The 17,787-nt window shown below is 61.1% G+C and carries 14 protein-coding genes; 10 read left to right on the top strand and 4 right to left on the bottom strand.

All coding sequences use genetic code 11. The features are described 5' to 3' along the window. Positions 1 to 31: 31 nt before the first annotated feature. From DXA43_RS01315 to DXA43_RS01290, 6 genes are all read left to right on the top strand, one after another. Positions 32 to 661, top strand: coding sequence for an HAD family phosphatase (locus DXA43_RS01315; protein WP_158564920.1), 630 nt, complete (start codon positions 32 to 34; stop codon positions 659 to 661). A gap of 208 nt (positions 662 to 869) precedes the next feature. After that, positions 870 to 1,877, top strand: a complete 1,008-nt coding sequence (locus DXA43_RS01310; protein WP_117806034.1) for a YitT family protein — start codon at positions 870 to 872, stop codon at positions 1,875 to 1,877. A 104-nt stretch (positions 1,878 to 1,981) separates the two neighbouring features. Then, complete coding sequence (locus DXA43_RS01305; RefSeq protein ID WP_117806033.1) at positions 1,982 to 2,701, top strand: GntR family transcriptional regulator; 720 nt, start codon at positions 1,982 to 1,984, stop codon at positions 2,699 to 2,701. A 266-nt stretch (positions 2,702 to 2,967) separates the two neighbouring features. Then, a complete protein-coding gene (locus DXA43_RS01300; protein ID WP_117806032.1) occupies positions 2,968 to 4,947 on the top strand; it encodes an ATP-dependent DNA helicase RecQ in 1,980 nt (659 codons plus the stop codon). A 2-nt stretch (positions 4,948 to 4,949) separates the two neighbouring features. Then, positions 4,950 to 5,714, top strand: coding sequence for a GntR family transcriptional regulator (locus DXA43_RS01295; protein WP_117806031.1), 765 nt, complete (start codon positions 4,950 to 4,952; stop codon positions 5,712 to 5,714). A gap of 144 nt (positions 5,715 to 5,858) precedes the next feature. Continuing rightward, a complete protein-coding gene (locus DXA43_RS01290; protein ID WP_117806030.1) occupies positions 5,859 to 6,827 on the top strand; it encodes an SIS domain-containing protein in 969 nt (322 codons plus the stop codon). 132 nt (positions 6,828 to 6,959) lie between these two features. On the opposite strand, the gene DXA43_RS01285 is transcribed toward DXA43_RS01290, so the two are convergent. Beyond that, the gene (locus DXA43_RS01285) at positions 6,960 to 7,937 is read right to left on the bottom strand and encodes an L-lactate dehydrogenase (protein ID WP_117806029.1); all 978 of its coding nucleotides are present in this window, start codon (positions 7,935 to 7,937) and stop codon (positions 6,960 to 6,962) included. 211 nt (positions 7,938 to 8,148) lie between these two features. On the opposite strand from DXA43_RS01285, the gene metA reads away from it, so the two are divergent. Together metA and DXA43_RS01275 are read left to right on the top strand one after the other, a co-directional pair. Further along, positions 8,149 to 9,075, top strand: a complete 927-nt coding sequence (gene metA, locus DXA43_RS01280; protein ID WP_055250586.1) for a homoserine O-succinyltransferase — start codon at positions 8,149 to 8,151, stop codon at positions 9,073 to 9,075. Positions 9,076 to 9,512: 437 nt separating this feature from the next. Beyond that, positions 9,513 to 10,475 carry a hypothetical protein gene (locus tag DXA43_RS01275; RefSeq protein ID WP_117806028.1) on the top strand — a complete coding sequence of 321 codons (963 nt, stop codon included), beginning with the start codon at positions 9,513 to 9,515 and terminating at the stop codon, positions 10,473 to 10,475. Positions 10,476 to 10,693: 218 nt separating this feature from the next. Here DXA43_RS01275 and DXA43_RS01270 read toward each other — a convergent pair whose 3' ends face one another. Further along, positions 10,694 to 11,290: a 5-formyltetrahydrofolate cyclo-ligase gene (locus tag DXA43_RS01270; protein WP_117806027.1), complete on the bottom strand. Its 597-nt coding sequence runs from the start codon at positions 11,288 to 11,290 to the stop codon at positions 10,694 to 10,696. A 123-nt stretch (positions 11,291 to 11,413) separates the two neighbouring features. Continuing rightward, the gene (locus DXA43_RS01265; protein ID WP_117806026.1) at positions 11,414 to 14,452 is read right to left on the bottom strand and encodes an insulinase family protein; all 3,039 of its coding nucleotides are present in this window, start codon (positions 14,450 to 14,452) and stop codon (positions 11,414 to 11,416) included. A gap of 570 nt (positions 14,453 to 15,022) precedes the next feature. Between DXA43_RS01265 and DXA43_RS01260 the strand changes: the two genes are divergently transcribed. After that, a complete protein-coding gene (locus tag DXA43_RS01260) occupies positions 15,023 to 16,489 on the top strand; it encodes an ATP-binding protein (RefSeq protein WP_117806025.1) in 1,467 nt (488 codons plus the stop codon). Between the two features lie 100 nt (positions 16,490 to 16,589). Here the strand turns inward: DXA43_RS01260 and DXA43_RS01255 are convergent, their stop codons facing one another. After that, on the bottom strand, positions 16,590 to 17,081 hold the full coding sequence (locus tag DXA43_RS01255) for a hypothetical protein (RefSeq protein ID WP_117648206.1): 492 nt from the start codon (positions 17,079 to 17,081) through the stop codon (positions 16,590 to 16,592). A gap of 11 nt (positions 17,082 to 17,092) precedes the next feature. Between DXA43_RS01255 and DXA43_RS01250 the strand changes: the two genes are divergently transcribed. Further along, a complete protein-coding gene (locus DXA43_RS01250; RefSeq protein ID WP_117806024.1) occupies positions 17,093 to 17,662 on the top strand; it encodes a hypothetical protein in 570 nt (189 codons plus the stop codon). Positions 17,663 to 17,787 lie beyond the last annotated feature (125 nt).

The raw sequence follows: 17,787 nt of genomic DNA, 5'->3' as shown, positions 1-17,787 counted from the left end.
GTCCCTTTTTGGCAGGTGGGAGGAGATGCGTATGATCAAGGCGGTGCTGTTTGATATGGACGGCGTGCTGGTCGATACTGAGTGGTTCTACAACCGTCGCCGCGTGGCGTTTATGGAAGAGAAGGGGTTCCACTTTGACGAGATCCCCGATCTTTCGGGGTCTAACGAGCCTGCCATTTGGAAGTCGCTGGTGCCCGACGATATTGAGCTGCGCGAGCGTCTGCGCGTGGAGTACAAGCAGGTCTACAGCCCGGTTCACCCCGTTCCGTATGCCGAGCTGCTCAACGAGCAGACGGAGCCGGTGATGCGCGAGCTGCACGAGCGCGGCGTGAAGTGCGCCATCGCAAGCTCGTCCTATCGTGAGCTCATTGACGAGCTGGTTGAGATTGCCGGTATCGCCGACGTGCTGGACTACACCATCAGCGGTCACGAGTGCAGTGCGTTTAAGCCCGACCCCGAGATCTACCTGCGTGCCATGGAGGCGCTGGGCGTTGACCCCGCCGAGTGCCTGGTTATCGAGGACTCGCCGTTGGGCATCGAGGCTGGCAAGCGCTCCGGCGCCCGCGTCCTGGCACTGCGTCCGCACGAGGGCGTCAACCTGGATCAGTCCGCCGCCGACGTTGTCATCGACAACCTGACCGACATCCTACCTGCCATTTAGGGACAGGTTTAATTTGGCAGGTTTTATCTGGGCAAATGCCGAATTCGCTGTGAAGGGATCGCTCTCTTCACGGCGTTTTTCTTTTGAGCGGTTTTACGCGGTCCTTCTGATGGTTGTCGAGAGAGGGTGAATTGAAGCGCCCCCGCACGCTCCATGTTACAATCGCCGGCATGCCCCACAACTACATCTGCCTTCGAAGGGAGCCTACGTGGCGAACGCCATCGACCAGCTCACGGACCGCGTGCTCGTGCTCGGCCGCCTCACCATCGTCCGCCGTGCCATCACCGCCGTGGCGGTCACCATTTCCGCCGTTCTCCAGACATTCCTGATCCAGGCGTTCATTCGGCCCGCCGATCTGCTTCCGAGCGGTCTCACCGGCGTCGCGGTCCTGCTCGATCGCGTTACCTCGCTTGGCGGCGTTCACATCGACATCTCGCTCGGTATGCTCGCGCTCAACATCCCTGTGGCGCTCCTATGCTGGAGCGGCATTAGCAAGCGCTTCGTCATCTTCTCGATGATGCAGGTTGTGCTCTCATCGCTGTTTCTCAACATCTTTCACTTCGCTCCGTTTTTGGGCGACAAGATCATGCTCATCATTTTTGGCGGCGTGGTCTCGGGCCTGGGCGCTGCCATCGCGCTTAAGTCTGGCGCATCCACCGGCGGCACCGACTTTATCGCGCTGTGGGTCTCCAACCACACGGGCAAGACCATCTGGGGCGTCATCTTTGGTTTCAACTGCTTTATCCTGGCGATCTTTGGTTTTATGTTTGGCTGGGATAACGCAGCGTACTCCATCGTGTTCCAGTTTATTTCGACCAAGACCATCGACAGTTTCTATCGTCGCTACGACCGCGTGACGCTGCAGATCACGACGCGCAAGGCAGATGAGGTCATGACCGCCTATGTTGACCATTTTCAGCACGGCATTAGCTGCGCCGAGGTCATCGGCGGATACAGCCGCGAAAAGATGTACCTGCTGCACGCCGTTGTCTCGACCTACGAGAGCCAGGACATTATCAAGCTGGTGTGCGACGTTGATCCAGACGCCGTGATCAACGTATTCCACACGCTCAACTTTGTGGGCGGCTGGTGGGGCGGTCATGTCGACGAGCCCATGCCCACGGCCGTACCCGATCCCGACAAGCCCGCGCGCATGGCCAGCAGGCAGGCGCGCCTCTGCGAGCAGGACAGCCTGCAGCAGGATGACGGGAAGTAAGGATTTGCTGTATGTGGTGTATCGTTTTATCAAACTGAGGTAACATATAAAAAGACGTTATATACGTATTAGTTATTTCGATATTTCGATAAGAGTGATTAGATATGCCTGCGCCCAAAAATACACCGCTTTACCAGCAGATTTACGACGAAATCAAGGATGCGATCGAGAAAGGTGTTTATGCACCCAAGGAGCGTATTCCGTCCGAGCTCGAGCTTGCCGAGCAGTACGAGGTGAGCCGCATTACAGTGCGCCGAGCCGTCGAGGAGCTGTGCTCCGATGGCTACCTGGTTAAGCAGCAGGGCCGTGGCACCTTCGTCTCCACGCCGCACATCAACCGTCAGTTTCACGCCTCGACGCTGCAGACGTTTACTGCACTGTGTGCCGACAATGGCATGAAGGCCGGTGCGCATGTGGTCGATCGCCAGATTGTTCCGGCGCGTCAAAACGAGATGGAGTTCTTTGGCCTGCAGAAGGATGCGCTGCTGCTGCATATCAAGCGCGTGCGTACGGCCGACGGCGAGCCCATCTTTGAGGAGAACATCTTTGTGCCCTTTGACGCATATCGTGAGCTGTTGACGGCCGATCTTGAGGACAAGTCGATTTTTGCCGAGGTCGAGCGTGTTGGCGGAACGCCGATTGTCTCGGTTGGCTACCGTACGGTCGAGGCCGTTCGCGCTAACGCCGAGCAGGCGGCCGAGTTGGGCATTGCTCCGCACGATCCACTGCTCAATCTGCGTGCCGGCTTTATCGGCCCCAATGGCGAGCCGGTCCTGATGGGTAAGCAGTACTACGTGGGATCGCGCTACGTTATGGTCATGTAGGGCTGGTTCCGCCGTTCTGACGAACGACGGACCGGTCGACGCTGCAAGCCCGCCAGAGCGGCAATCTGCAGAATGAGCGTGGAAAATCTCCCGTTTTTGGCTCGGTTACGGCCTCAAAGTGGGAGATTATCCACGCTCATCCGGAAAGTGTCCAAAAATCCACGCTCGTTCCTTTCGGATTGCGCCGCCCGTGGCCGGCAGCCGTGCGCCACCGGTCCGCGTGGCGGCGTATAATCGGCGGCAGATGACTTGGACGTTAGGAAACCATGACCGATAGCATGCAGCAGATGGCGCTCGACACGCTCGGCGCCTATTTTGGCTACACCTCGTTTCGCCCGGGGCAGGACCGCATGGTCGATGCGATCCTTGCTGGCCGCGACGCGCTGGGCGTTATGCCCACGGGCGCCGGCAAGTCCATTTGCTACCAGGTGCCCGCGCTCATGCTGCCCGGCATTACCTTTGTGGTGAGTCCGCTGCTGTCGCTTATGGAGGACCAGACCCGTGCGCTGCTCGCGGCGGGCGCGCGACCCAGCTATCTCAACTCCAGCCTTACTCCGGCCCAGCAAAATACCGTGCTCAAGCGGGCGCGCGAGGGTCGCTACCAGCTTATGTACGTGGCGCCCGAGCGCCTGCTCGAGCCGCGCTTTTTAGCCTTTGCGCAGGAGGCCGCGGCGGACGGCGGCATCGGCGTGCCGCTCGTGGCCATTGACGAGGCTCACTGTGTGAGTCAATGGGGCCAGGATTTTCGACCCGCCTACCTGCAGATTCGCGAGTTCATCGATTCTCTGCCGCAGCGCCCCATCGTGGCGGCCTTTACCGCCACGGCGACCGAGCGCGTGCGTGCGGACATTCAGCAGATGCTCGGCCTGCGCGACCCGGCTACCGTCGTGACGGGTTTCGACCGCAAGAACCTCTACTTTGGCTGCGAGGAGATGGGCGACAAGGCCAAGGCCGCGTGGGTGCGCGACTATGTGATCGCGCATTCGAGTGAGAGCGGCATCGTATATTGCTCGACCCGCAAGACCGTCGATGCACTCGCCGGCGAGCTTGCCGAGGCGCTGGGCCCCAGCGGCATTCGCGTTGGCCGCTACCATGCCGGCATGGGCAACGACGCCCGTCGTCAGAGCCAGCGCGCCTTTATCGACGACGATATTCAGGTGATGGTTGCCACCAACGCCTTTGGCATGGGCATCGACAAGCCCAACGTGCGCTACGTCATCCATAACAACGTGCCCGAGAGCATCGAGGCCTACTATCAGGAGGCGGGCCGCGCCGGTCGCGATGGCGATCCGGCCAGCTGCCACCTGTTGTGGAACGGCAACGATTTTCGCATGCGTCGCTTTTTGATCGACCGCGGCGATGCAGCCGACGAGGCGCTCGACGATGAGCAGCGCGCGTGGGCGCTCCAGAATCGATATCGCCTGCTCAGCCAGATGGAAGGCTACTGCAACACCACCGGCTGCCTGCGCGAATACATGTTGCGCTACTTTGGCGACGAGGCCGCGGCCGAGCATGCGGCAGCCGCCGCGGGCGGCACCGCCACGGACGAAGCCGAGGGCTGCGGCAACTGCAGCAACTGCCTCACGCAGTTCGAGGTCGAGGACGTCACCGATATGGCCCGCGCTGCCGTGCGCTATGTGGCCACGCGTCCCATGCGTTTTGGCAAGTCGCTGATCGCTGATGTGCTCCACGGCGGCAACACCGAGCGCATTCGCCAGATGCATCTGGACGAGGACCGCGGCTACGGTGAGCTGTCGAGCGAATCGGTCGGGCGCATCAAGGACATCATCGGCCAGCTGTGCGGTCGCGGTTATCTGGCCACCTCGCAGGGGCAGTACCCGGTCGTTGGGCTGGGCCCGCGTGCCGGCGAGGTCGAGGATGAGGCGTTCGCCTTTACCGTTAAGCGTCGCGCGTCCAAGCGCAAGGCCTCGGCCCGCGCCCGCCGTGCGGTGGATCTGCTGCGCGAGGAGGCCGAGCTGGAGCAGCGCCCGCGCGTGGGCGACGATGCCGAGCTGTTCGAGTGCCTGCGCGCCCTGCGCAAGGAGATCGCGGCCGAGCTGGAGATGGCGCCGTACATGGTCTTCTCCGACAAGGCCCTGCGCGGCCTGTGCCGCCTGCGCCCGCAGACGTGCGACGAGCTTATCCAGGTCAACGGCATCGGCGAGAAAAAGGCCGACGCCTTTGGCGAGCAGTTTATGGCGGCGATTGAAGAATTTGAGTCCGAGCATGCACGGAATGGAGCGTAACGATGGTAGCCGATAACAAGACCGAACGTTCCGAGCGCGCCGAGGTTTCCGCCGTGCCGCTGTACCAGCAGGTTATGGACGACCTAAAGGGAGAGATCGCGCGCGGCGTGTACGCATCTGGCTCGCGCATTCCTTCCGAGATCGAGCTCGCGAAGTCCTACGGCGTAGGGCGCGTCACCGTGCGCCGCGCCATCGAGGAGCTGTCGCGTGCGGGGTATCTCAACCGCCAGCAGGGGAGGGGTACCTTTGTGTGCGCTCCCAAGCTCAAGCGCAAGATTCACCAGAAGGGTGACGTCCAGAGTTTTACTGAGGGTTGTGCTGCCAACGATATGGTGGCCGGAGCGCGCCTGGTGTCGCGCACGGTGGTTGCGGCGACGCGCGAGGACGCGGCGTTTTTTGGCGTGGAGCCCGGCAGTGAGCTTATCGTGGTCGAGCGCGTGCGCACGGCCGACGGCATCCCCGTCATGCTCGAGAACAACGCCTTTGTGCTCGCCGACCATCCCTACCTGCAGACGCTGGCCGCCGAGGACCTCACCGATAACTCGATCTTTGCGCTCGTTGCCGACCACTCGGGCCGCGCGCCGCTCAAGTCCGACCCCTGTACCGTGGAGATCGCGCTTGCCGATGCCCAGGTGGCCCCGCTGCTGGAGGTGCCGGTCGGCGAGCCTCTCTTTTATATGGAGGCGTATTTTACCGATGCAGACGAGCGCCCCCTGCTGCTCGGGCGCCAAAAGATCGTGGGCTCGCGTTACGTGTTCGACATCTAACGTTCATAGATAGAACAACATAGAACAAATTTGCCGAAATGACTTCACCGGTGAAGCTTTGCGTGGTATAAATAGGACAACATAGAACGACCGTAGGTACGAGCTGCTGTCGTTCAAAGCCGCCACACAAGGAGGAGCGTCACCGTGAACGCACACGATCTGATTCAGGAAATCATCGAGCGCAAGGGCAAGGTCGAGAATGTCTTTTGGATCGCCTGCGGCGGTTCGATGATCGACCTCATGCCGGCTAACGAACTGCTCAAGCGCGAGGCCACCACGTTTACCTCGACGGTCTACACAGCGCGCGAGTTTTGCCTGATGGCCCCCAAGAGCCTAGGGCCGAAGTCACTCGTCATCGCCTGCAGCCACAGCGGCAATACGCAGGAGGTCGTCGACGGTTGCGAGATGGCGCTGGCAGCTGGTGCCGAGGTCGTGGCCATGACCGACTGCGAGGGCTCCAAGATTGATAACGGCAAGTGGACCACCTGGGTCTACCCTTGGGGCGAGGGCGTGTCGCAGGTCGAGGTGCCGCAGGGCATCGGCGCTCTGATCGCCGCCGAACTGCTCCACCAGCAGGAGGGTTACGAGGCGCTTGCCGACATGTACGCCGGCCTTAAGCAGATGGATGCGCTGCTGTCCGCTGCCCGCGAGAAGGTCAACGCCGAGCTGGGCGATCGCTTTGCCGAGCTCTGCCAGCAGCACGAGTTCTTCTACATCCTGGGATCCGGCCCCAACTTTAGCCAGACCTACGCCATGGCCATCTGCTCGCTCATGGAGATGCAGTGGCAGCACTGCTGCTACATCCACTCCGGCGAGTACTTCCACGGCCCGTTCGAGGCTACCGAGCCCGGCGTGTTCTACTTTGTACAGCTCGGATCGGGCGAGTGCCGCCCCATGGAGGAGCGCGCGCTGGCGTTCCTCAACACGCACACCGATACGGTCATGGTGCTCGACGCACTCGAGTACGGCGTGGGCGACGTGCCTGCCAGCGTGCGTTCGTACCTGGAGCCAATCTTCTTCTACGCGATGAGCTGCGAGCTGCGCGCCGCCCGCGGTAAGGTGTTCGACCACAGCCCCGAGGTTCGTCGCTACATGGGCATCGAGCAGTACTAAGTAACGGGAAAACCATTCACCTTCGATTCGCAAGGGCGCTGCGTGAGTCAAAAAAGCGGGCCGCGCCGGGGATTTCCGGCGCGGCCCGCTTAGTATCGCGCTTAGATTCGCAAGGTTGCGGCAGCCAGCGGCCTACTTTGCGTCGTAGGCCTCGGTGTCCCACCAGTCGAGCTGGGCGATGTTGTCGCGGATGTGCTGGCAGCTCTTGTGGAAGCCCTCGAGCTCGTGCTCGGAAAGGTCGAGCGTGTAGACCTCCTCGACGCCCTCGGCGCCGATCACGCACGGCAGGGAGGTGAAGATGCCCTCCTCGCCATACTGGCCGGTCATAAGCGTAGAGGCCGAAAGCACGGCGTGCTCGTTGTGCAGCACGGCGGCACAGACGCGCGCGGCGGAGTTGGCGACGGCGTACTCGGTGCACTGCTTGCCCTGGTAGGTTACGTAGCCGCCCTTGCGTGCGAGCTCCTCGACCTCCATGTGGTCGAAGGCGTACTTGTCGGGATTCTCGGCCTGAAGCTCGTTAAGGCTCTTGCCGGCGATGGTCGCAGCCTTAAAGGCGGCAAGCTGGCTAAAGCCGTGCTCGCCGATCATGTAGGCGTCGATGGACTTGGGGCTCACGCCGACCTTCTTGGAGATCTCGGTGCGCAGGCGGGCCGAATCTAGGCCGCAGCCCGAGCCGATGATCTTCTTGGGATCGTAGCCGGTCAGGTGCCACAGCTCGGTGCACACGACGTCGCAGGGGTTGGAGATGCTCACGAAGATGCCGTCGAAGCCGGCGTCGACAATGCGCTTGGCAAAGGTGCGCGCGGCGTCGGTGGTAAAGAACAGCTCGCCGTCGCGGTTACCGGCGGCCAGCGCGACCTTGCCGGCGGCGTTGACGATGACGTCGCAGCAGGCCAGCTCCTCGTAGTGGTCGTAGCAGTTGACGATCTTGGTGTTGTACGGGACAAACGAAAGGGAGTCGCGCAGGTCCTGGACCTCGGACGTCACCTTGGCCTCGTTGATATCGCACAGGTACAGCTCATCGGCAATGCCCTGCATGAGCAAGCTGTTGGCGACATGTGCTCCTACGTGGCCCTGGCCGACCACACCGATCTTACGCGTCTGGTACATATATGTATCCTTTCGGCCGAGTTTTTCGCGTCGAACCATTGTAGCCTCCTGCTATCACTTTGCCAGACTAAAGCGCCATAGATTTTTGGGACATGCCGTAATCTCTACTTTTGGAGTGATTTGGGCCGCTGGCGGTGTCTCGGAGCGATGTACTCGCGCGGATGGGGCCGCTCGTTGTACCATAACTGCAACTGACTCGTAAGGAGCATCCATGCCCATTCGCATTCCCGACGCCCTCCCTGCCGCCGCGCAGCTCGAGAGCGAGAACATCTTTGTCATGACCGAGTACCGCGCGCTGCACCAGGACATCCGTCCGCTGCGCGTGCTCATCCTCAACCTCATGCCCACCAAGATCGCCACCGAGACGCAGATCATGCGCAAGCTCTCCAACACGCCGCTGCAGGTGGAGGTGGACCTGCTGCGCACCAAAACGCACGAGGCCACCCACGTGAGCGCCGGCCACCTGGAGACGTTTTACCGCACGTTCGACGACATCCGCGACATCCACTACGACGGCCTGATCATCACGGGCGCGCCGGTGGAGCAGATGCCGTTCGAGGAGGTCGACTACTGGCCCGAGCTCTGCCAGATCATGGATTGGTCCACCACGCACGTGCACTCTACGCTGCACATTTGTTGGGGCGCGCAGGCCGGTCTGTACCATCATTACGGTATCCAGAAGTACGATCTGCCGGCAAAGGCGAGCGGCGTGTTCGAGCATTATCTGGTGAAGCCGCAAAGCCCGCTGGTCCGCGGCTTTGACGACCGTTTCTATGCCGTGCATTCGCGCAACACCGATGTGCGCCGCGAGGACGTGGAGGCCGAGCCGCAGCTTGAGGTCGTGGCCGTGTCCGACGAGGTGGGCCTGTACATCGTCAAGTCGACCGACAGCCGTCGCTTCTTTGTCTTTGGCCATCCCGAGTACGATACCGACACGCTGCGTCTGGAGTACGAGCGCGACGTGAAGCGCGGCCTCAACCCTCAGGTGCCGGCGCATTACTTCCCGAACGACGACCCCACCGCCGAGCCGCGCAACGTCTGGCGCAGCCAGGCTCAGCTGCTCTACACCAACTGGCTCAACTACTACGTCTACCAGACCACGCCCTACGACCTGGCTCGCGCCGGCGAGGAGCACTAGGCCGCTGTCGTGGCTGTGGCTGCGGCGGTTACCGTGGCCGCTACGCGACGAGCGTGGATAATCGGACGCATGTTGAATGAGCGTGGATAATCTCCCACTTTTGGTCGAGGAACAGGCCCAAAGTGGGAGATTTTCCACGCTCGATTTTTCTGCGGCTGTCGTAGGCGGCAGCACCACGCGTCGAGTGTTTACGGACAGCATCGCAAACTAGGTAGTTTCGAGCCACAGCATTTTTCTTTTAAGGAAATCGACGGCTTTTGAGGCATAAAGATGTGGAGACAGGGATCTCTGGACAACCGCTCTACCTGCGGATATAGAGCATTGGCCTAAAACGTCCAAAACCGTCAAGCATTTGGTCAGCTGCTGGACAGCATTTGGTCAGACTTCGCATGAAACCGCCTGGTACGTTGGCGCCGTTCCAAGAGTTGGGAGGCGACATGGCAAACATGACGGCGAATCAAAGACTCACAAGCCACATTAAAGCTTGCGAGCAGCAGATGAGCTGCGTGTACGCGCGCACGACGGCGGAGGCAAAGCAGATTGAGCGGCGGGTGGTGGCGGGAAGTCTCGAGGTGGTCATGCCGGGGTTGTATGCGCGTCCGGAATACTGGTCCGAGCTCAAGTTTCGGCAACGTTATCTGCATCGGGTGCGGGCGCTTGCGCAAAAGCACCCCGACTGGACGTTTTGCTCCTATACGGCGGCTGTTATCTATGGTCTTTCGGTTTCGCATGCCAATTTGACGCACATCCATATCGCCGCGATGCCGGCGCAATCGACGACGCCGGGCTCTCAGGTCATTCGCCATCGTTATGCTTATCGAACGCGGGCCAGTCAAATGGATATTGCCGTGACCGATATCGATCAAACGATTACGGATTGCCTGGTCGACGCGTCGTTTGTCGAGGGGCTGATCATTGCGGACTCGGCGCTCCATGAGCAGCTTTTGTCGAAGGAGCACCTTGTTGAGGCAGTCAACAAGCTTGGTTTGAATCGTCGCGGTGTTGTGACGGCGCGCAGGGTTGCGCGGTGTGCCGACGGCTTGTCGGAAAGCGGCGGCGAGTCCAAGGCGCGTGCGCTGATGATCGAGCGCGGCTGGCAGGTTCCGGAGCTGCAAGTTGAGCTGTTCGACCCGGTTGAGCCGGGAAAGCCGTATCGCGTTGACTATCTGTGGCGCGTGGGTGACCGGTTGATTATTGGGGAGTTCGACGGATTCGTTAAAAGTGAGAAGGCGGCGGAGGAGGGCAAGCTCGCAAAGGCGCAATTTGACGAGCGCCAGCGCGAGTCGAGGCTTTCGATGCTCGATAACTGTAAGATTGTGCGCTTGTGCTGGGATGATCTAAGGGACCCGACAAAGCTCGATCGCAAGCTCAAGGTTGCCGGCGTGCCGCGTGCCTGCTGAGACGGTTACAGGACGTTAGGCTGCACGAGCGTGGATAATCGGACACACGAGCGCGGAAATCTGGACGCGTATTGGTTGAGCGTGGATTTTCAGACATACGAGCGTGGATTATCGGACGTTTGAATAATGAGCGTGGATAATCTCCCGTTTTTTGCCCCCGAACAGTCCCAAAGTGGGAGATTTTCCACGCTTATCTTGCGGGTGCGATACAACGACATTTAGGCGCTGACGATGTTGGGCAGCGGCAGGTCGTGGACGTCGGTGGGGACGTGGTCGATGCGCTGTTCGTCAAAGGCGATGCCGACGATTTGACATGCGGGCGAGAGCATGGACAGGTAACGGTCGTAGCAGCCGCCGCCGTAGCCCAGGCGCGCGCCGGTTTGGTCGAAGGCCACGAGCGGCACAACAATCATGTCGAGTGCTTCGGCAGGCACGATGGGGAAGCGGTTGCTGCCGATGTCCGCGGCAGCGAAGGTTCGCGTGGGATGAGTGATAAACGGAGCCGCGGACGCATCGTCGGCGGCAACTGCCCGCATGCATATACGCTGGCCACAAGCTGCGGCTTCGGCTGCCGAGAGCATGCACGGATAGGCTGCGCGCCAGCCGCGCGCGGCGGCCGCAGCGGCAAACGCGGCAGGGTCTGCCTCGGAACCCATCGCGGCATAGACGGCAACGGTGCGCGGCGCCGCGGCATCCAAGCGGCCCAGCAGCTCAACCAGCCGTGCACAGATATCAGCAGACTTCGCTGCCCGCAAGTCCAAATCAAGAGCATCGCGCCGAGCAATCACCGCCCGCCGCAACTCAGCCTTATCCATTCCAGCCCCCTCTCCCAAACCTACCAAAAAGGGACAGGTTTATTTTGGCAGGTTTTATCTGGGCAAATGTCGAAACCACCACAAAGGTGCCTGTCCCCTTTGTGGTGGTTTTGCTTGCTGTGGCTAGCCCAGCAGGTCGACTACGTTGAAGTTGGCGTTGCTCTTGGCGATGACGTCGCGGCCGCCAAAGACGCAGGTGGGCGACTCGGCTGCGATGCGCGTCACGTCGGTGCCGAGCGAGCGCAGCTCACCGGGCGTGGCGGCGAGCATCTGGGCGCGACGCTCCTCGCGCGCATGCGGATCGAGCCCGGCCAGGTAGGTCGTGTTGCGGCGCTTGGTGAGCGCGTACGGCTTCACCGGCGCGTCCATGCCGCTCACGCAGCTCACGATAAAGCCCTCAAAGGCGGCTTCGTCGGGCTCAAAGCTGCCAAGCCATGCACCCGCGCGCTCCACGCGCTCAATCGAAGGATCGATCGCCGGGTCGCGGTAGGTGTAGAACGCCGCCTGACGCTCACCTGCCGCGCGGAATCCGCAGCCGTACGCACCGCCCTTCACGCGGATCTCGTTCCACAGGTAGTCGTAGGAGAGCGCGTTGGCAGCCACGGCCCAAGCGCCTGTCACGTCGAGCCCCAAGCGACGCGGATCGCACGCACGCGCGACAAAGCAGATGTCGCTGGGGATCACGAAAGCCTCGTGGCGGTCGCGCGGCGCCGGCACCACGAGCGCGTCGCGGCCGGCGCCATCGCCAGCGCCCAGTCCCAGGTTACCCGCGGCGTCCCAGTACGCATCGAAGTCCTCATCGCTGCCGGTAAAACTCGCCATGCAGCCATCGGCCACAAAGATGCGGTCTGCCAGCTCGGTAAGCTTGGCGCGCAGGTCGTCCAGGCGTTCGTCAAAGTGGTCGAGCAGGTCGCGCAGGAACAGGTAGAAGTCCACGCCCGAAAGCTGCTCGCGCACCACGGCCGAAGGCGAGCTGTAACTCATCGCGCGACCCAGCGCCGCCGAGTGACCGTTGTTGATAAAGCCCTGCTCAAGCCCAATGCGAATCTGCGTGAGCACGTCGCGCACGCGGTCGGCGTCGGCATCGAGCAAAAGCGTGCTCGACCACACCTCGCGCGGCAGGCTCGCCAGCGCATCGATCTTCTCGGACAGGGCGCCGCCGCTCACCAGCAGGTAGGGGCGCACGCCGTCCACGTCGGGCTGCGTCATGACCTCGGTCGTAAAGCTCAAAAAGCCCAGCTTGCCGGCGAGCAAGTTATCGAGTTCCTCGGCCGAGTGCTCGCTCGTGGGCAGCTGTTTGAGCAGACGGCAGAGCAGCGTCACATAGGGCAGGTCCTCAAACGCGACGCAGCTCAGGTCGAAATACTGCATGGCGTAGGCCAGGCGGTTGGTGGGAATGTCGTGGCGCAGACAGGGGATGGGCGCGGTCGTGTCCACAACCAGCGGCGGCTCGGGGCACGCCTCGCCAATGTCGGACACGCGCAGGCGCGGCAACGTGGCCTTGTCCTCGGGCGTGTCCTCGGCTTCCTGCGCGGCACGCAGCGCGGCCGTGCGCTCGACCACGTTGGCCAGCTCGGAATCGGTCATGGCGTCGCGCTTGGCTGCCAGCTCAGCGGCCTCGGCGCCCTCCGAGCCGGCGCCAGCGTTCACCGGCACCAGCTCGACGAGCGCCATGTGGTCGTTCTCCAGTACCAACTCGCGCAGCAGGTCCTCAAAGTAGGTGCCGTCCAGCTCGCTACGCAGCTCCTTGTACACCGGGCCGTACTTGAGTGCCAGCGTCGCGGCGTCGTCATCGTAGAGCCAGGTGCTTAGTGCGTCGCACGCAATTGCCACGCCGTCGGCGATACCGTAGTCGCGCTGGCGCAGGTCGTATTCGTTGCTGCTGATGATGGCTTCCAGGCGCTCGCGCGGAACGCCATGCTCGCACAGGTCGCGGCAGGCGTTCTGGAACATGCGACGCAGTTCGCGCGCCACGCCGGGCTGCGCGTTTTGCAGCATGATGAGCTCGTAGGGCTGCAGGCTCTCGGCCGCGGTGTAGCTCACCACGTTGCCGCCCAGGCCGGCGGCCAGAATGGCCTTCTTAACCGGTGCTTCGTTGGAGCCCAGCAGTGCCTCAAACAGGATATCCGCCGCGATCGTGCGCTTGCGGTCGAGCGCGCTGCCCAGCACCAGACCCAGGCCCACCAGGGCGTTCTCGGGTGTAGTGGCCATCTCGACGCGCTTGTACTCGCAGGTCACGGGCGTCTGCACGCCCAGCGGATTGGGCGCCAGCGTGGACGGGTCCTCGCCGGCGGCGATGGCGGCGTCCATGCGGCGGCTCGCGGCACTCGGCTGCGACAGATAGCGCTCGTCCAAAAAAACCAGCGCGCGGTCCACGTCCAGGTCACCGTAAAGCGTGATGTAGGAGTTGGAAGGATTGTAGTGACGCGCGTGCGTGTCCAGGAACTGCTCGTAGGTGAGCGCCGGAATCGCGCGCGGGTCGCCGCCGCTCTCGTGCGCATAGGCGGTGTCGGGATAGAGCGCGGCGTTGACGGCGTCGTCCAGCACGCTCATGGGATCGGACAGCGCACCCTTCATCTCGTTGAACACCACGCCGTTATAGCGCAGCGTGCCCTCGCGCAGGCTGGCGGGGTTGCCGTCGCCCTCGCCCTCGGCGCCCTCTGGCAGGTCAAGCTCGTAGTGCCAGCCCTCCTGCTCAAAAATGGTGGGCTTGGTATAGATGGCCGGGTTGAACACCGCGTCCAGGTACACGTCCATCAGGTTGTACAGATCCTGCTCGTTGGTGGTGGCAACGGGGTAGATGGTCTTGTCGGGGTAGGTCATGGCGTTGAGGAACGTCTGCATGGAGCTCTTGATCAGGTCGACAAACGGCTCCTTGACGGGGAACTTGGCCGACCCGCACAGCACCGAGTGCTCAAGAATATGGAACACGCCGGTGGAATCGGCCGGCGGCGTCTTAAAGCCAATGGCAAAGGCCTTGTTTTCGTCGTCGCACGCCAGGTACAGCAGGCGAGCGCCCGAGACGGTGTGGCGAAGCACATAGGCGTCCGAGTCGAGCTCGGGCACGGTCTCGCAGCGCTCGACGGCAAAGCCATGGCAGGTGGTGCCGGGCACCAGCAGCGCGGCGGCAGCGGCGCGCGGGTCGGTTGAGGTGGTGGGCATATGCAGTCTCCTTTGACGCCCCAGCGGGGGCGAATCGAGTCGAATCCTCGAGAGTATACCCATATGGGGGCCGCGGCACTGCGGCGAACTGGAGACGATGCCAGCGGATTGGACAAAGGCCCCGCGCGTTCACCGCACGAGCGTGGAAACTTGGACGCCTATCGAATGAGAGTGGATTTTCGGACGGAATCAGCCTCAAAACGCCCAAAAACCGTCCAAATATCCACCCTCATTTCCCGACCGTCCAAAATCCACGCTCATCCGCCGCCCGCACATCTCTCATATCTCATTCGTCTCTAATACGAGAGATAACAGAAAGATGAGAGATAAATATGAGAGATAACAATGCTGCAAAGAGACAGACAACCATGGTATTGTCTCAATATAGATTGTTTTACCAGCGAAAACATGTTTAAATGAAACAGATGACAGACATCTTATCTTTCATCTCTCACTCCTCTCTAATATGAGAGATAACAGAAAGATGAGAGATAATTACGAGAGATAACTGAGAGACGAAGGAAATCTATTCGCGGCATTCTTCGCAGAACCGAGCGAAAGGACGTGCAGATGAACGAAAACGAACTGACCGGTCTGCTCGAGTCTTTAAGGCGCATGGGCTCGGACGATCTTAACGTTGAGGTCAAGGAGAGCGCCACGACGCTTTCCCGCGACGTATGGGAAACGGTCAGCGCTTTCGCAAACACCGCCGGCGGCATCATCGTACTCGGAGTGAGCGAGCGCGCGGGTTTTGTCCCAGTTGCAAACTTTGAGACCGAGAAAGTGCTCAACCAATTCGTGGCGGGCATGGGCGATGCTGGCGGTCGCGGAAAGCTGGCCAATCCGCCCAAATACACCATTGAGCGCGTGGAGCTCCAGGGCACCGTGGTTCTAGTCATCGCGATTGAGGAGCTTGACCCGTCGAGCAAGCCTTGCTATGTCATGGAGCGGGGCGCTCAAGGTGGCAGCTACAAACGCATCGATGACAAAGATGTCCCGCTTTCGTCGACCGAGGTTTTGGCACTGTCGTCATATGAACGGACGAGTCCTAGCGATCGCGATGCGGTGCCCGGCACGAGTGTGGGCGATCTCGACGAGTCGCTGGTCGACCGCACGATAGAGCGTGTCTATTCGTTGACGCCTCGAGCGATGCGCGGTGCGGCGGACAAGAAGACAAAGATGGAGCGTCTGAATATCCTCGACTTCCAGGGCAATGTTACCAAGGCCGGCCTCCTTGTCGCGGGCGTTTACCCTCAGCAGTTCTATCCCAAGCTCTTCATTGATGTGGCTGTCCACGTGGGAACTCAAAAGGGAGCTGCGGGGCCACTAAGGTTTATGGACCGCACAATCTGTGAGGGAACGTTGGGCGAGATGATCTCGGATGCTGTCGCGGCCGTCGCCAAGAATTTGCGGCGAACCTCGACCGTCCAAGGCGTCTCGCGTGTCGACTCGCTGGAGATTCCCGAGGAGGTTCTGCGCGAGGCAATCGCCAACGCCGTAATCCATCGAGAATACGGGGATCGGTTCTGTGGACAATCGATTGCCGTCGACGTCTTTGACGATCGTGTCGAGGTGACGAATCCTGGCGGCCTTTACGGGGGAAAGACTCGCGAGAACTTGTTTGACGGCAGCTCCCGATGCCGTAACGCGACGCTCGTGAAACTCATGTCGATTGTCCCGCTGCCGGATGGCGCAGGTTCGCCGGCTGAGGGCAATGGCTCGGGCATCCCGATGATGATCGATGCCATGCGTGCGCATGGTCTGGCCGAGCCCCTGTTCTGCCCGGGGTTCGATCGGTTCAAGGTCGTACTTTACCGTCCAAAGATCGAGCCGGTCGATCATGGCGGGGACTTGATTATGACGGCACTCAAGCGCTACGGCGAATTGGGGACGCGCGAACTGGCGGAGCGCACGGGACTCACGGTTTCCCAGGTTAGGGCACGCGTCAATGCGCTCATTGAGCAGGGTGAGCTTGAGCCGACGGCGCCGTCGACAAGCCGCAACCGCAAATATAGACTGTCAGAGCGCGTGGAATAAATGCGTTAGTGGACGAGGCGACCCAATAATCGACCCTCGATTGGCGCCCACTAAGGTAAAGCGGTTGTTGCCCAGTCGACGGTGATGCTAAAGACTCGGCTTACGCCGGCATGGCCCCGAACCCGTCCATCAAGAACAGCCTAAGAACCAGCTTGATGACATATCCCGGTTTGATTTCTGCCGTGCCAAAGACGCTGCGCTCGGCGAGCTCGCTGCAGTATGCGTAGATGTCGCGGATAAGGTCCGCGCCCGAAAGCGTAAACATGTAGCCTGCGTCCGAAAGCGCATTGGGCGCGGCGGGCAACTTGGCCATGTGGCAGAACGTTTGCAGGTCGGGCGCCATGGCGTTCTGGTAGTCAAGGTGGCTGCCGTCTTCTTGCGCGGCGAATTCCAGCTGGCGTACTCGATCAAGCGCCGCTGCCAGCACAAAGCTCGGTGTGGGAGCATTGACGTCCTCCGTGCTCGCCACAAGCCTGCCCGCCGCCTGCGTGACAAGCCAAGCGACCTCGCGCTGGCAACGCACGGCCTTGCGCGTAACCGGCTTGATGGACGAAGAAGAAACGCTCCCCTTAGGCGGATTCGAAGCAGCCATAAGACCCTCCCATGAACAATCCGGCCCAACAAGCCCGGATGAAACACGTGCTACATCAGTATACAGGGGAGTGGGGTAGCGGGGTACAAGCGCGCCAGCGGCAAACCGAGAGCATCAACAATGTGCCTCCGCTCTATTTGGACGATGGTACGTGGGTCATTAAGTACTCGGTTCAAGCGCCGGGTACCGTTGGTTTTCGAGACCAGAATTACAACCGTAAAATGCTCAACTGCATGGAATGTGACGTCCCAGCCGGAGTCATATTTGCAACCGAGGTGGGCTATAAGGTGCTCGGCCTTGCGTTTGTTGAGCGGTTCGAGCCCGAAAACGGATGGTTTGTTCTGCACGGTCCTGTTCATAAAGGCGGACCGGACCCTCGTTTTGCGCCCGACATGAGTTATCTGAAGCACATACCCGTCGATATTGAGTTTGCCGGACAGGGTGCGACCGACGATGAAATTTGGCTTTGGCGGTCTTTTACGATCGTGCTGTTTGATCGGATCGCGTGGCGATGCAATCTCGCACACGCCTGCCGGTGCATGCTCTTCCTGATTTGTATAGCGAGAGGGGAGCGAACGTGAGCTGGCGAGGCGATATTGCGATGGGGAAGTACGGAAAACTGCCGTGCGCCCTTATAGACAACAAAATGTTTCCGAGCGTAGAAGTTGATTGCGGGTCGTTTGTCGTCGCCTGTCCTTGCTGCGGC

This window comes from Collinsella sp. OF02-10 (genome assembly GCF_003463445.1).
In the GTDB taxonomy this organism is placed as follows: Bacteria; Actinomycetota; Coriobacteriia; order Coriobacteriales; family Coriobacteriaceae; genus Collinsella.
This window is presented reverse-complemented; position numbering and strand designations above follow the sequence as displayed.